We start from the raw sequence: 13848 nt of genomic DNA on the forward strand, positions 1-13848 counted from the left end.
GTGTCCTTCTGGGCTTACCAGGCGTGGAGGCGGTCGTCGGGGAAGCTGCCGTTCTTCACGGCCTGCACGTAGGCCTGCAGCGCGGGCAGCACGCCCGGCGCGTCGGCCATGAAGTTGCGCACGAACTTCGGCATCTTCCCGAGGTTGATGCCCAGCATGTCGTGCAGCACGAGCACCTGGCCCGCGGTGCCCTTGCCGGCGCCGATGCCGATGGTGGCGCAGCGGGTCAGCTCGGCCGTGAGTTCGGCGGCCAGCGCGGCCGGCACCATCTCCAGCACCAGCATGGCGGCGCCCGCGTCCTGCAGCGCGTGGGCCTGCTGCTTGAGCAGCGCGCCGGCGGTGTCGCCCTTGCCCTGCACGCGGTAGCCGCCGAGCGCATGCACAGTCTGCGGCGTCAGTCCCAGGTGGGCGCACACGGGAATGCCGCGCTCGACCAGGAAGCGCACCGTTTCGGTGGTCCAGCCGCCGCCTTCGAGCTTGACCATGTGCGCACCGGCCTGCATCAGCACGGTGGCGCTGGCCAGGGCCTGCTCGCGCGATTCCTGATAACTGCCGAAGGGCAGGTCGGCGATGAGCCAGGTCGTGCCCTGCACGCGGCGCAGGCCGCGCGAGACGCTGTCGGTGTGATAGCGCATGGCTTCCAGGCTCACGCCCACGGTGCTGTTCAGGCCCTGGCAGACCATGCCCAGCGAGTCGCCGACCAGCAGGCAGTCGATGCCGGCCGCGTCGGCCATGGCCGCGAAGGTGGCGTCGTAGGCGGTGAGCATGGCGATCTTCTCGCCGCGCGCATGCATGTCGGCCAGCCGCGGCAGGCTCACGGGCTTGCGCTGTGCCAGGGGCGAGGCGGGCGGCAACGTGCCGTAGGGCGTGGCGGCCGGGACTTCGGACGGTGGGGTGGGTGGGGTAGGGGTGTTCGACATGGTTGGCTTTCTCCCTGCGGGCGTCGGTGGCCGGGCATCCTGAGGGTGATCGAAAGGTGACGAAGGGTGGGCTCAGTCGACCGGCGGCACCAGCACGGTGGGTGCGGTGGGCTCGGCCAGCGAAGGGTAATCGCGACTGAAATGCAGGCCACGGCTCTCGTGGCGGGCCTGCGCGGAACGCACGATCAGCTCGGCCACCTGCACCAGGTTGCGCAGTTCGAGCAGGTCGCGCGTGACGTGGAAGTTCGCGTAGAACTCCTGGATCTCGGCCTGCAGCAGCGCGATGCGGTGGCTCGCACGCTCCAGGCGCTTGTTGGTGCGCACGATGCCGACGTAGTCCCACATGAAGCGGCGCAGCTCGTCCCAGTTGTGGGAGATGACCACGGCTTCGTCGGCGTCGGTGACGCGGCTTTCGTCCCAGGCGGGCAGCGCGGCGCGATCGCGCGACGGCGCCTGCGCAATGGCGTCGGCCGCGGCGCGTGCGAACACCATGCACTCGACCAGCGAGTTGCTGGCCAGCCGGTTGGCGCCGTGCAGGCCGGTGCAGGCGGTTTCGCCGATGGCGTACAGGCCCGGGATGTCGGTGCGACCGGCCAGGTCGCTGAGCACGCCGCCGCAGGTGTAGTGCGCGGCGGGCACCACGGGAATCGGCTCGCGCGTGATGTCGATGCCCAGCTCCAGGCAGCGCGCCAGGATGTTGGGGAAGTGTTCCTTCAGGAACGCGGGCGGCTGGTGCGAGATGTCGAGGTACACGCAGTCCAGGCCGTGCTTCTTCATCTCGAAGTCGATGGCGCGGGCCACCACGTCGCGCGGTGCGAGTTCGGCGCGCTCGTCGTGCTTGGGCATGAAGCGCGTGCCGTCGGGCAACTTGAGCAGCCCGCCTTCGCCGCGCACCGCCTCGCTGATCAGGAACGACTTGGCGTGCGGGTGGTACAGGCAGGTCGGGTGGAACTGGATGAACTCCAGGTTCGACACCCGGCAGCCCGCGCGCCAGGCGGCGGCAATGCCGTCGCCGGTGGCGGTGTCGGGGTTGGTGGTGTACAGGTACACCTTGCCCGCGCCGCCGGTCGCCAGGATGGTGTGCGGCGCGCGGAAGGCCAGCACCTCGTCGGTCTCGTCGTCCAGCGCGTACAGGCCCTGGCAGGACGGGTCGGCCAGCCCGAGCTTGGTGCCGGTGACCAGGTCGACCAGCGTGTGGTGCTCGAACAGCGTGATGTTGGGCGTGCGGCGCACGCGCTCGATGAGCACCTGCTGCACGGCCGCGCCGGTGGCGTCGGTCACGTGCACGATGCGGCGCTGGCTGTGGCCGCCTTCGCGCGTCAGGTGCAGGTCGCCACCTTCTTCCGAGAAGGGCACGCCCAGTTCGCGCAACCAGCCGATGGCCTGCGGCGCGCCCTCGACCACGAAGCGCGTGGCCTCGGGGTCGCACAGGCCGGCGCCGGCGACCAGCGTGTCTTCCACGTGGGCGTCGAAGCTGTCGCCCGCCGCCAGCACGGCCGCGATGCCGCCCTGGGCCCAGGCGCTGGAGCCGTCGTTCAGCGCGCGCTTGGTGAGCACGGCCACGCGGTGCGTGGGGGCCAGGTGCAGCGCGGCGGAGAGGCCTGCGAGGCCGCTGCCGACAATGAGGACGTCGAAGTCGCGAACGGCGGAAGTCACAGGCGTGGGAACCGGTTGGGTCAGGCCGGCGAGTAGGCCAGTCGGACGTAAATAGGGGCGAAGGCCTCGGCCTGCGTGATGTCGATCAGCGTCTCCTTCGCGAGCTCGAGCATCGCGATGAAGGTGACGATCAGCACCGGCACGCCGCGCGAGACGTCGAAGAGCTTCTCGAACTCGACGAAACGCTGACCCTGCAGGTGGCGCAGCACGATGCTCATGTGCTCGCGCACGTTGAGCTCCTCGCGCGAGATCTTGTGGTGCTGCACGAGCTTGGCGCGCTTCATGATGTCGGCCCAGGCGTCGCGCAGCTCGACCACGTCGACATCGGGAAAGCGCGGCTTGATCGACTGCTCGATGTAGACCTGGGCCTTCCAGAAGTCGCGCCCGTAGGTCGGCAGCGCGCTGATGGCGGCGGCCTGCAGCTTGGTCTGCTCGTACTCCATGAGCCGGCGAACCAGCTCGGCGCGCGGGTCTTCGGCCTCTTCGCCGTCGGCCACCTTCTTGGGCGGCAGCAGCATGCGCGACTTGATCTCGATCAGCATCGCGGCCATCAGCAGGTATTCGGCCGCGAGTTCGAGGTTGGTCTGGCGGATCTCGTCGACGTAGCTCAGGTACTGCCGCGTCAGGCCCGCCATCGGGATGTCGAGGATGTTGAAGTTCTGCTTGCGGATCAGGTACAGCAACAGGTCCAGCGGGCCCTCGAAGGCCTCCAGGAAAACCTGCAGCGCCTCGGGCGGGATGTACAGGTCCTTCGGCATCGCGAACAGCGGCTCGCCGTAGAGCCGGGCCAGGGCGACCTGGTCGACGACCTCGGGCATGCTGGCCACGATCGTGCCGTTGTCCTCGTCTGCGCTCATGCGGAAGTTGCTATCAACTTAATAGCTGTGCGCGCAGGCTGGGCGGCGGGATGCCGGGTGGGCACCATTCACTTGGGTTGGGTCTGGTAGACGTACGGCTGCATCGGCACGCGCGCTTCGCTGTACTCCTCGAGCAGGCTGCGGTCGAGGTGCTTGTCCCACAGCAGGGCGCGGCCGGCGCGCTGTTCGGCCTCGAGCGTCGGCTTCTTTTGCTTCATCTCCTCGATGAAGTTCGTGATCTCGGAGGTGTAGTGGGGGCGGCGGAAGATGGACATAGACTGGACCTTTATCGCTCGAATTTTACCGGGGACGGCATGCAACGATTTCAGAAGGGCCGGATCGGCCTCGTGGCAGGACTGCTGGCGGCGCTGATCGGGCTCGCGGGCTGCGATCCGCAGCGCATCAGCGAGCTCGAAGAGGGCGTCTCGACCGAGGCCGACGTGCGTGCGCGTTTCGGCGAACCCGAGAACGTCTGGGACGTGCCCAACGGCCGCGTGCTGGAGTTCAACCGCCAGCCGCAGGGCCAGAAGAACTACATGATCACCATCGGCGCCGACGGCAAGATGAGCGCGCTGCGCCAGGTGCTCACGCCCGAGAACTTCGCCAAGGTGCAGCCCGGCATGATGATGGAAGACCTGCGCAAGCTGCTGGGCAAGCCGGCCAAGGTCACGCCCTATGCGCTCAAGCGCGAGACCGAATGGGAATGGCGCTGGGTGCAGCCACCGAATTCGTCGATGGTCTTCACCGCCACGCTGAACGACGACCAGCGCGTGGTGCGCAGCGGGTCGTCGCCTGATCGGGGCACCGAGGCGCCCTGACAGCTACGCGCCGTGCGACGCGCCGGGCTGGCCCGTCGTCAATTCCTCGGCAAAGCCCGAACGCTCCAGCACCTCGAGCGGCTGCGGCTGCGGCGACTCGATGCGCAGCAATCCGTCGCGCGCCAGCACCGCCCGGTGCAACTGCCGCAGCGCATCGACGCCGGTGGCATCGATGTAGATCAGGTGCGTGGCGTCCAGCACCAGCGTCATGCCGCGCGGCGCGCGCTCCGCGGCGTTCACTGCTTCGTCGAGCTTGGCCGCCGCGCCGAAGAACATGGCGCCGTACAGCCGGTAGGTGAGCACCGGCGGCTGCAGCGTCACCAGCTCGACGCTGAACAGCCCGCTCATGCGGCGGATGAAGAGCGCGCACGCCAGCACGATGCCCACCTGCACCGCCACCGTGAGGTCGAACACCACCGTGAGGAAGAAGGTGCCGAGCATCAGCAGGCGGTAGTGGCGGCTGAAGTGGCGCAGCTGGCCGGGCGTGAACTCACGCCATTCGCCCATGTTCAGCCCGACGAACACCAGGATGCCCGCCAGCACCGCGAGCGGCACGTGGCGCGCCAGCGGCGCCGCCAGCAGCACCACGACCAGCAGCGTGACCGCATGCACGATGCCCGCGATGGGCGAGCTGCCGCCCGAGCGGATGTTGGTCACGGTGCGCGCGATGGTGCCCGTGGCCGGCATGCCGCCGAAGAAGGGCGTGACCAGGTTGGCGATGCCCTGCGCCATCAGCTCCTGGTTCGGGTCGTGGCGCGGCTGGCCACTGACCTGGTCGGCCACGCGCGCGCACAGCAGCGACTCGATGGCGCCGAGCAGCGCGATGGTCAGCGTCGGCGTCACCAGCTGCTTGACGGTCTCCCACGAGAAATCGGGCAGCGCGAAGGCCGGCACGCCCTCGGGAATGCCGCCGAAGCGCGTGCCGATGGTCTCCACCGGCAGCGCGAAGCCCCACGACACCAGCGTGAGCGACACCAGCGCGACGATCGGCCCCGGGATGCGCCCGACGATCTGCACCGGGCGCGTCTGCACCCAGCGTCCGCCCACGCGCTGCACCGCCCGCGCCAGCGCCGAGTCGCCGCGAAACAGCCGCGACCACGCGAGCAGCCCGAGCACGCAGGCCACCCCGAGCGCGAAGGCGTGCGGGTTGAAGGTGTCCAGCCGCAGCGCCATCGCGTGCAGCTGCGAGAACATGTCGGCCGGCATGCGCTCCACCGTGAGGCCCAGCAGGTCTTTCAGTTGCGACAGCAGGATCAGCACCGCGATGCCGTTGGTGAAGCCCACCACGATCGACAGCGGCACGAAGCGCACCAGCCGCCCGAGCCCGAACAGCCCCGCCATGAACAGCAGCACGCCCGCGCAGGCGGTGGCGATCAGCAGGTTGGCCACGCCGTAGCGCTCGACGATGCCGTAGACGATCACGATGAACGCGCCCGCCGGGCCGCCGATCTGCACGGCCGAGCCGCCCAGCAGCGAGATCAGGAAGCCCGCGATGATCGCCGTCCAGATGCCGGCCTCGGGCTTGAGCCCCGAGGCGATGGCAAAGGCCATGGCCAGCGGCAGCGCGACGATGCCCACCGTGGCGCCCGCGCCGAGGTCCCCCAGGAACCGCCCCCGGTCGTAGCCGGCCATCGTGTCCAGCAGGCGGGGGCGAAAGCGGGTGAGGTTCAGCGGCGACGACATGTGCGGTCATTGTGGCCCGGCCGCCGCGGCGGCCCGGCGATTTCCCGGCGGTGAGTACTTTCAGTCAGCTTATCGGCGGCGAGGCTGAAAGATACATTTTTGACGTTTAGAAACAAACGTCAATGAGGTCGCCCATGCACATCCTGCTCGTCGCGAGCGCGTTCAACAGCCTCACGCAGCGCGTGCTGGCCGAGCTCCAGGACCGGGGCCACACCGCGGGCCTCGTGCTGGCGCTCGGCGATGACGAGGCGCTGCGTGAAGCCGTGCGCCAGCACGCGCCGGCATTGATCGTCGCGCCGATGCTGACCACGGCGATTCCCGAGGACGTCTGGCGCGCCCACACCTGCCTGATCGTGCATCCGGGCCCGCCCGGCGACCGCGGCCCGTCCTCGCTCGACCGGACGCTGCAGGGCGGCGTCGACAGCTGGGGCGTCACCGTGCTCGAGGCCGTGGCCGAGATGGACGCGGGCGATGTCTGGGCCTGGTCGCCGCTGAAGGTGCCGCCGCAGGCCGGCAAGAGCGACCTCTACCGCGGCGAGGTGGCCGATGCCGCCGTCGACGCCGTGCTGCTGGCCGTCGAGCGCTTCGCCTCGGGCACCTACAAGCCGAAGCGGCAGAAGGCGGCCGACCTCGCCGCCGGCTGGCGGCCCTTCATGAAGCAGGCCGAGCGCCGCATCGACTGGGCCACGCAGACCACCGAATCGGTGCTGCGGCAGCTGCGCGCGGCCGATTCGCAGCCCGGCGTGCTCGACGAGCTGCTGGGCGCGCCGTGGTACCTGCATGGCGGCCATGCCGAGGACGAGCTGCGCGGCACGCCCGGCGAACTGATCGCCACCCGCGCCGGCGCCGTCTGCCGAGCCACCGTCGACGGTGCGGTCTGGCTCACCCAACTGCGGCCCTGGCGCGAACCGGGGTCCGGTTTGCCGAGCTATAAGCTGCCGGCCGTCGAGGCGCTGGGCGCGCGGCTGCCCGCCGGCCTGCCCGAGGTGCCTGCGCCGCTCGAGTTGCCGGCCGGTCGCCGCACGTGGACCGACATGCGTTACAGCGAGCACGGCGCTGTCGGCGTGCTGAACTTCTCTTTCGCGGGCGGGGCCATGAGCACCGCGCAATGCCGGCGCCTGCTCGCTGCCTACCGCTTCGCCTGCACCCGCCCGACCTCGGTGCTGGTGCTCGGCGGGCTGCGCGACTTCTTCTCCAACGGCATCCACCTGAACGTGATCGAGGCGGCGGCCGATCCGGCCGAAGAGTCATGGGCCAACATCCACGCCATGAACGACCTGGTCGAGGCCGTGCTCACGACCACCGACCGACTCACCGTGGCCGCGCTGGGCGGCAATGCCGCGGCCGGCGGCGTGATGCTCGCGCTCGCGGCCGACGAGGTGTGGTGCCGCGACGGCGTGGTGCTCAACCCGCACTACAAACTCATGGGCCTGCATGGCTCCGAGTACTGGACCTACAGCCTGCCGCGCCGCGTGGGCGCCGATGAGGCCGCGCGGCTCACGCAGTCGGCGCTGCCCGTGAGCGCCAAGCGCGCGGTGGCGCTGGGCTTGGCGCAGCGCGTGCTGCAGGCTGCGCCGGAAGAACTGGGCGACGAGGTCGGCCGGCTGGCCGCGCAACTGGCGGCATCGCCGGACCTGGCCGCGCGCCTGGCGGGCAAGCAAGCGGCGCGTGTGCGCGATGAAGCGGCCAAGCCGCTGCAGGCGTACCGCGACGAGGAGCTGGCGCACATGCGGCGCAACTTCTTCGATCCCGCCGAGCCGCACGCGGCGCTGCGCTCGGCCTTCGTGCGCAAGGAGAAAGCACAGCACACGCCCGCGCACCTCGCGGCGCTGGGCCTGCCGCGCTGAACGGCCGTCAGTCCTTGCTGTCGGGAATCACCGCGTCGGCCGCCGCGCCCACGGCCTTGCCGGTGATGCGCGCGGTGCCGATGGCGGCATCGGCCGCGAGGCCGACTGCGCCGGCGCCCACGCTCACGGCCGTGCTCGCGACGCTGACCACCGCGCAGCCGCTCAGCAGCAGCGCACCCGCGAGGCCGAGTGCGGAAAGGACGAAGGGGCGGAGGCGGTCACGGCGTTGCATGGGCGGATTCTGCACCCGCAGCGCTGGATCGGGCGAGTGACGCCAGGATCGCCTCGCGGTCCTGGTCCAGCCGCGGCGGTTGCCGTCGCACCTGCGTGCGCAGCCCACCGACGTGCACCGGGTTGCCCGCCACCGTGAGCGGCTGGCCGCCCTGCGTGCGCACCTGCACCAGCATCTCGCGCGCCTGCACCTGCGGGTCGTTCACCACCGCCGCCACGTCGTTGTAGTCGCCGGTGGGGATGTTGTGCTGCATCAGCAGCGCCTGCCAGTGCGCGCAGGGCGCGGTCGACAGGCGCTCTTCGAGCAACTGCTTGAGCGCCTCGTGGTGCTGGCAGCGCGCCGGGTTGGTGGCAAAGCGGGCGTCTCCGGCGAGCGCGGGCAGCTCGAGGGCCGTGCACAGGCGCTGGAACAGCGCGTCGTTGCCCGCCGCGATCACGAACCAGCCGTCGGCCGCGCGGAACACGTCGAAGGGCGTGATCGACGGGTGCCGCGAGCCGATCGGCCCCGGCGCGCGGCCTTCGGCCTCCATGCGCGAGATCGCGTTCTCGAGCAGCGCGACCTGGCAGTCGAGCATCGCCACGTCGACCCGGTCCCCCAGCCCGGTGCGCCCGCGCTGCAGCAGCGCGGCCTGCGTGCCGACGGCCGCGTACAGCCCGGCGCCCAGGTCGCCGATCGACACGCCCACGCGCGTCGGCGGCGCGCCCGGGTGGCCGGTGAGGCTCATGATGCCGCCCATCGCCTGCACCACCATGTCGTAGGCGGGGCGCCTGCTGTACGGGCCGGTCTGGCCGAAACCCGAGACCGAAGTGAACACGAGTTTCGGAAAGCGCGCGTGCAGCGTCGGCCAGTCGTAGCCCAGCTTTTCCATCGTGCCGGGCCGGAAGTTCTCGACCAGCACGTCGGCCGTGGCCAGCAGCTGCTCGAAGACCGCGCGGTCGGCCGGTGCCTTCAGGTCGAGCGCGATCGACTCCTTGTTGCGGTTGACCGACATGAAGTAGGCCGAATCGCCCTCGACGAAGGGGCCGATCTGCCGCGCGTCGTCGCCCAGGCCGGGTTGTTCCACCTTGATGACGCGCGCGCCCAGGTCGGCGAGCAGCAGCGTGCAGTACGGGCCCGCGAGCACGCGCGTGAGGTCGATGACGGTGAAGCCCTGCAGCGGGCCTGCCTTGGGTGCGTGCGCGGTCATTCGACGCTCGCGCCCGAGCGCTCGGTGAGTTCCTTCGACTTCGCGCCTTCGGCCAGAGCCCAGGCGCGGAATTCGGCCAGCGACTTCGACGGCGCCGACTCGTTGCCCGACTTCTCCATCCGCGCCTTGACCTCGGGATCGTTCAGCGCCGCCACGCTGGCGTCGAACAGCTTCTGCGCCACCTCCGGCGGCAGGCCGGCCGGGCCGAAGAGGCCGAACCAGAAGGTGTAGTCGTAGCCCTTCACGCCGGCCTCGGCCACGCTGGGCACGTCGGGAAAGAGCGGCGAGCGCTGGCCCGAGGTAACGGCCAGCACGCGCAGCTTCTGGCCCTGCGCCATCGGCAGCACCGAGGGCGGCGTGCCGAAGGTGAGCTGCACGTCGCCCGCGGCCACGGCCTGGATCGACGGCGCGCCGCCCTTGTACGGCACGTGCAGCATCTGCACGCCGGCCGCCTTCTCGAACGACAGGCCCGCCAGGTGCGTCACCACGCCCGCGCCCGACGACGAGTACGCCAGCTTGCCGGGGTTCTGCCGCGCCTCGGCGATCAGCGCCTGCACGGTCTTGGCGCTCACGTCCTTGTTCACCGCGAGCAGCATTGGCGCGGAACTCCAGCGCGAGATCGGCACGAAGCTCTTCGCACCGTCGTACTTCACGCTCTTGTAGAGCAGCTTGTCGCTGCCGTAGAGGTTGGCGCTGCCCAGCAGCAGCGTGTAGCCGTCGGGTGCGGCGCGCGCGACCTGGTCCGACGCGATGGTGGTGCCCGCGCCCGGCTTGTTGTCGATGACGATCGGCTGGCCGAGCAGCTTGCCCAGCTTGTCGCCGACGATGCGCGCCACGGTGTCGGCGCCGCCGCCGGCGGGGAAGCCCACCAGCAGCGTGATCGGGCGCGAGGGGTAGGTGTCGGCCAGTGCGCCGGCCGAGGCCAGCAGCGCGGCGGCGGCGAACGAGAGGGCTCGCAGTTCTTGCTTCATGGGTTGTCTCCTGGGTCTTGTATGGGGAAGGGGCGGGCGCGCTCAGCGGCCCTGGAACACCGGCGTGCGCTTCTCGCGCCAGGCCCGGCCGCCCTCGGCGAGGTCTTCGGAGGCGACGGTGCGCTGCACCTCGCGCGAGATCGCGGCGGCGTCGGCGGTGCCGCGCGCGATCTGGTTCAGGTGCTTCTTCATGCCCAGCAGCGCCAGCGGCGCCATGCCGGCGAGCACGGTGCGCAGGCGCTGCACCTCGGTGTCGAGCGCGGCGGCGTCGTCGACCAGCTGCGTGAGAAAGCCGCAGTCGCGCATGGCGGCGCCGTCGAACTTCTCGGCGGTGAGAAAGAGGCGCTTGGCCGTGTCCAACCCCAGCCGCGACACGTAGCGTTCCATGCCGCTCTGGTAGTAGTGCAGGCCGAGCCGGGCGGCCGGCATGAACATCTCGGCGCTGCGGGCGCCTACGCGGAAGTCGCAGGCCAGCACGAGGTCGGTCGCGCCGCCGTAGACGCCGCCGTGCACCGCCGCGATGGTGACGGCGCGGCAGTTTTCGAACACATCGACCATCTCGCCGAAGCTGCGGCCCTCGGTCTGGCTCTGGGTGGCCACTTCTGATATATCAAATCCGCTGCAGAAGTACTTGCCCTCGGCGCGCAGGACCAGCACCAGCACCTCGGGCGTGCGGTTCACTGTGTCCACATGCTGGATCAGCACGGGAAGATCGTCCGGCGTGAGCTTGTTGGCGGCCTGGGGACGGTGCAGCGTCAGATAGGCCACGTGGCCGTCGATCGCGAGGGTGGGAGACATTGATGTACCAAACAGATGAATTGATATATCTGTAAGGTTAGCTAATATCCAGATCGCCATGCAACCCGCGAAAACCCTCGACACCCACAGCCTGCAGGACCGCATCCGCGCCCGGCTCGAACAAGACATCCTGGGCGGCGTGCTGTCGCCCGGCATGGCCATCGACGAAAAGGCCCTGGCCCTGAGCTTCAACACCTCGCGCACGCCGGTGCGGGAGGCGCTGCTGCTGCTCAGTGCGCGCGGGCTGGTCGACATCGTTCCGCGCACCGGCATCTACGTGCGCCAGCTGCGGGCGAACGAACTGGTGGCGATGATGGAAGCGCTCGGCGAGCTCGAAGGCGTGCTGGCGCGGCTGGCCGCGCTGCGCATCGGCCCGGCGCTGCGCGAGGAGTTGCTGCGCGCCCTGGCCGGCACCGCCGCGCAGGCGCAGGCGGACGACGCCGAGGCCTACCAGCAGGCCAACGCCGCGCTGCACGACGTGATCTACCGCGCCAGCGGCAACCCCTTCATCGTGGAGCAGGCGCAGACCGTGCGGCTGCGCATCTCGGCCTACCGCGGGCGGATGTTCGAGAAGCCCGGCCGGCTCGCCGCTTCACAGCGGGAGCACGAACGGGTGGTCGAGTGGATTCTGAAAGGCCACGCGGACAACGCCGCGGAGGCGATGCGTGACCACATCTCGGTGGGCGGCAAGGTGTTTGCCGACCTCGTGTTGAACAACAAGTTCGGCTAGTTCTTCTTTGCGTCGTCGGGTCAGCGCACGCGCATGCCCGGCGTCGCGCCCGCCCAGGGCTCGAGCACGTGGATGCCCGGGTGGGCCTTTTCGTCGCCGTGGCTCGCGGCCAGCACCATGCCTTCGCTGACGCCGAACTTCATCTTGCGCGGCGCGAGGTTGGCGACCAGCACGGTGAGCTTGCCCACGAGCTGTTCCGGCTGGTAGGCCGAGGCGATGCCGCTGAACACGTTGCGCGTCTTGCCTTCGCCCGCGTCGAGCGTCAGGCGCAGCAGCTTGGTCGAGCCCTCGACCTTCTCGCAGGCCACGATCTTCGCGATGCGCAGGTCGATCTTCGCGAAGTCGTCGATGGTGATGGTCGGCGCGATGGCTTCGCCGCCGGGCAGCTCCTGCGCTTCGGTGGCGACGGGTGCGGCAGCCGCGGCTTCGGGCACGTCGAACAGCTTGTCGACCTGCTTGGGGTCGGCGCGCTGCATCAGGTGCTTGTAGTCGCCGATGGCGTGGCCGGCCGGCAGAGCCTGCGCCGCGTCGGCCCAGACCAGCGGTGCGATCTTCAGGAAGGCCTCGACGTTCACGGCCAGCGCCGGCAGCACCGGCTTCAGGTACAGCGTGAGCAGGCGGAAGGCCTCGATGCACACCGTGCACACGTCGTGCAGGCGCGCCTCGGCGCCTTCCTTCTTGGCCAGTTCCCAGGGCTTGTTCTGGTCGACGTACTCGTTCACCTTGTCGGCCAGCGCCATCACCTCGCGCAGCGCGCGGGCGTAGTCGCGGCCGTCGTACAGCGACTGCACCTGCGAGGCCGCAGCACGCAGCGTGGACAACAGCGTTTCGCCGTCGGCCGACACCGCGCCCAGCTGGCCGCCGAAGCGCTTGCCGATGAAGCCGGCCGCGCGGCTGGCGATGTTGATGTACTTGCCCACGAGGTCGCTGTTCACGCGCGCCACGAAGTCGTCGGGGTTGAAGTCGATGTCCTCGTTGCGGCCGTTGAGCTTGGCAGCGATGTAGTAGCGCAGCCATTCGGGGTCCAGGCCGATCGACAGGTACTTGAGCGGATCGATGCCGGTGCCGCGGCTCTTGCTCATCTTCTCGCCGCTCACCGTCAGGTGGCCGTGCACGTACACGGCGTTGGGCGCCTTGCGGCCGCTGAAATGCAGCATCGCGGGCCAGAACAGCGTGTGGAAGGTGATGATGTCCTTGCCGATGAAGTGCACCTGCTCCAGCTCGGGGTCGGCCATGTACTCGGTGTACGAGATGCCGTCGCCGCCCAGCTCGATGCAGCGCTTGTCCAGCAGGTTCTTGAGCGACGCCAGGTAGCCCACGGGCGCGTCGAGCCACACGTAGAAGTACTTACCCGGCGCATCGGGGATCTCGATGCCGAAGTAGGGCGCGTCGCGGCTGATGTCCCAGTCGCCCAGGCCGCCCTTGCCTTCGTCGTCCTTGTAGAGCCACTCGCGGATCTTGTTCTGCACCTCGGGCTGCACGTGGCCGGGGGCGGCGGTCCATTCCTTCAGGTAGGCCTCGCAGCGCGGGTCCGACAGCTTGAAGAAGAAGTGTTCCGAGCTGCGCAGCTCGGGCTTGGCGCCCGACAGCGCCGAGTACGGGTTGATCAGCTCGGTGGGCGCGTACACGGCGCCGCACACCTCGCAGTTGTCGCCGTACTGGTCCTTCGAGTGGCAGTTGGGGCACTCGCCCTTGATGAAGCGGTCGGCCAGGAACATGCCCTTGGCCGGGTCGTAGAACTGCTCGACGCTCTTGGTCTCGATGAGGCCGTTGGCGCGCAGGTCGCGGTAGATGTCCTGCGCGAGCTGGTGGTTCTCGGGCGCGTCGGTCGAGTGCCAGTTGTCGAAGGCGATGTGGTAGCCGTCGAGGTAGGGCTTGCGGCCCGCGGCGATCTCGGCCACGAAGGCCTGCGGCGTCACGCCGGCCTTGTCGGCCGCGATGGTGATGGCCGCGCCGTGCGCGTCGTCGGCGCACACGAAGTTGACGTCGGCGCCATTCATTCGCTGGTTCCGCACCCAGATGTCGGCCTGGATGTATTCCATCATGTGGCCGATGTGGAACTTGCCGTTGGCATACGGCAGGGCGGTGGTGACGAAGAGCTTGCGCGGGGCGGACATCGGGGAGGGCGCTTTCGGGAGTGACGAACGGAA

Annotated in this window: 13 protein-coding genes; 3 read left to right on the forward strand and 10 right to left on the reverse strand. The window is 69.7% G+C overall.

Annotated features, from left to right (window positions below; genetic code table 11):
- Positions 1-14: 14 nt before the first annotated feature.
- The 4 genes from panB to AC1RAD_RS06080 form a co-directional block, all read right to left on the reverse strand.
- Positions 15-920: a 3-methyl-2-oxobutanoate hydroxymethyltransferase gene (gene panB / locus AC1RAD_RS06065; RefSeq protein WP_492734181.1), complete on the reverse strand. Its 906-nt coding sequence runs from the start codon at positions 918-920 to the stop codon at positions 15-17.
- A 72-nt stretch (positions 921-992) separates the two neighbouring features.
- Entirely contained in the window at positions 993-2576 is a 1584-nt protein-coding gene (nadB, locus tag AC1RAD_RS06070) for an L-aspartate oxidase (protein WP_487847815.1), read from the reverse strand.
- A gap of 20 nt (positions 2577-2596) precedes the next feature.
- On the reverse strand, positions 2597-3433 hold the full coding sequence (locus AC1RAD_RS06075) for a segregation and condensation protein A (protein ID WP_056578351.1): 837 nt from the start codon (positions 3431-3433) through the stop codon (positions 2597-2599).
- 68 nt (positions 3434-3501) lie between these two features.
- The gene (locus AC1RAD_RS06080; protein WP_062477114.1) at positions 3502-3708 is read right to left on the reverse strand and encodes a DUF3460 family protein; all 207 of its coding nucleotides are present in this window, start codon (positions 3706-3708) and stop codon (positions 3502-3504) included.
- Between the two features lie 39 nt (positions 3709-3747).
- Between AC1RAD_RS06080 and AC1RAD_RS06085 the strand changes: the two genes are divergently transcribed.
- A complete protein-coding gene (locus AC1RAD_RS06085) occupies positions 3748-4251 on the forward strand; it encodes a hypothetical protein (RefSeq protein WP_062477116.1) in 504 nt (167 codons plus the stop codon).
- A 3-nt stretch (positions 4252-4254) separates the two neighbouring features.
- Here AC1RAD_RS06085 and AC1RAD_RS06090 read toward each other — a convergent pair whose 3' ends face one another.
- Positions 4255-5934 carry a SulP family inorganic anion transporter gene (locus AC1RAD_RS06090; protein WP_492734182.1) on the reverse strand — a complete coding sequence of 560 codons (1680 nt, stop codon included), beginning with the start codon at positions 5932-5934 and terminating at the stop codon, positions 4255-4257.
- Positions 5935-6068: 134 nt separating this feature from the next.
- Here AC1RAD_RS06090 and AC1RAD_RS06095 point away from each other — a divergent pair, with 134 nt between their 5' ends.
- A complete protein-coding gene (locus tag AC1RAD_RS06095; RefSeq protein WP_492734183.1) occupies positions 6069-7781 on the forward strand; it encodes a hydrogenase maturation protein in 1713 nt (570 codons plus the stop codon).
- Between the two features lie 7 nt (positions 7782-7788).
- Here the strand turns inward: AC1RAD_RS06095 and AC1RAD_RS06100 are convergent, their stop codons facing one another.
- The 4 genes from AC1RAD_RS06100 to AC1RAD_RS06115 are packed head-to-tail and all read right to left on the reverse strand — an operon-like array spanning position 7789 to position 10968.
- The gene (locus tag AC1RAD_RS06100; protein WP_369644462.1) at positions 7789-8013 is read right to left on the reverse strand and encodes a hypothetical protein; all 225 of its coding nucleotides are present in this window, start codon (positions 8011-8013) and stop codon (positions 7789-7791) included.
- Positions 8000-9199, reverse strand: coding sequence for a CaiB/BaiF CoA transferase family protein (locus AC1RAD_RS06105; protein ID WP_369644461.1), 1200 nt, complete (start codon positions 9197-9199; stop codon positions 8000-8002). The genes AC1RAD_RS06100 and AC1RAD_RS06105 overlap by 14 nt, the downstream gene beginning before the upstream one ends.
- Positions 9196-10170, reverse strand: a complete 975-nt coding sequence (locus tag AC1RAD_RS06110) for a Bug family tripartite tricarboxylate transporter substrate binding protein (protein ID WP_062478940.1) — start codon at positions 10168-10170, stop codon at positions 9196-9198. Before AC1RAD_RS06110 ends, AC1RAD_RS06105 begins: the two co-directional genes overlap by 4 nt.
- A gap of 42 nt (positions 10171-10212) precedes the next feature.
- A complete protein-coding gene (locus tag AC1RAD_RS06115) occupies positions 10213-10968 on the reverse strand; it encodes an enoyl-CoA hydratase/isomerase family protein (RefSeq protein ID WP_492734184.1) in 756 nt (251 codons plus the stop codon).
- Positions 10969-11026: 58 nt separating this feature from the next.
- On the opposite strand from AC1RAD_RS06115, the gene AC1RAD_RS06120 reads away from it, so the two are divergent.
- Complete coding sequence (locus tag AC1RAD_RS06120) at positions 11027-11698, forward strand: GntR family transcriptional regulator (protein WP_062478945.1); 672 nt, start codon at positions 11027-11029, stop codon at positions 11696-11698.
- Between the two features lie 20 nt (positions 11699-11718).
- Here AC1RAD_RS06120 and metG read toward each other — a convergent pair whose 3' ends face one another.
- Positions 11719-13815: a methionine--tRNA ligase gene (gene metG / locus AC1RAD_RS06125; protein ID WP_492734185.1), complete on the reverse strand. Its 2097-nt coding sequence runs from the start codon at positions 13813-13815 to the stop codon at positions 11719-11721.
- Positions 13816-13848: the final 33 nt, after the last annotated feature.

It is taken from the genome of Variovorax sp. GW823-FHT04B03, assembly GCF_058796495.1.

Coding starts and splice junctions, on each gene's coding strand:
- panB (WP_492734181.1), bottom strand. CDS start 920: ATGTCGAACACCCCTACCCCACCCACCCCACCGTCCGAAGTCCCGGCC.
- AC1RAD_RS06075 (WP_056578351.1), bottom strand. CDS start 3,433: ATGAGCGCAGACGAGGACAACGGCACGATCGTGGCCAGCATGCCCGAG.
- AC1RAD_RS06080 (WP_062477114.1), bottom strand. CDS start 3,708: ATGTCCATCTTCCGCCGCCCCCACTACACCTCCGAGATCACGAACTTC.
- AC1RAD_RS06085 (WP_062477116.1), top strand. CDS start 3,748: ATGCAACGATTTCAGAAGGGCCGGATCGGCCTCGTGGCAGGACTGCTG.
- AC1RAD_RS06090 (WP_492734182.1), bottom strand. CDS start 5,934: ATGTCGTCGCCGCTGAACCTCACCCGCTTTCGCCCCCGCCTGCTGGAC.
- AC1RAD_RS06095 (WP_492734183.1), top strand. CDS start 6,069: ATGCACATCCTGCTCGTCGCGAGCGCGTTCAACAGCCTCACGCAGCGC.
- AC1RAD_RS06100 (WP_369644462.1), bottom strand. CDS start 8,013: ATGCAACGCCGTGACCGCCTCCGCCCCTTCGTCCTTTCCGCACTCGGC.
- AC1RAD_RS06105 (WP_369644461.1), bottom strand. CDS start 9,199: ATGACCGCGCACGCACCCAAGGCAGGCCCGCTGCAGGGCTTCACCGTC.
- AC1RAD_RS06110 (WP_062478940.1), bottom strand. CDS start 10,170: ATGAAGCAAGAACTGCGAGCCCTCTCGTTCGCCGCCGCCGCGCTGCTG.
- AC1RAD_RS06115 (WP_492734184.1), bottom strand. CDS start 10,968: ATGTCTCCCACCCTCGCGATCGACGGCCACGTGGCCTATCTGACGCTG.
- AC1RAD_RS06120 (WP_062478945.1), top strand. CDS start 11,027: ATGCAACCCGCGAAAACCCTCGACACCCACAGCCTGCAGGACCGCATC.
- metG (WP_492734185.1), bottom strand. CDS start 13,815: ATGTCCGCCCCGCGCAAGCTCTTCGTCACCACCGCCCTGCCGTATGCC.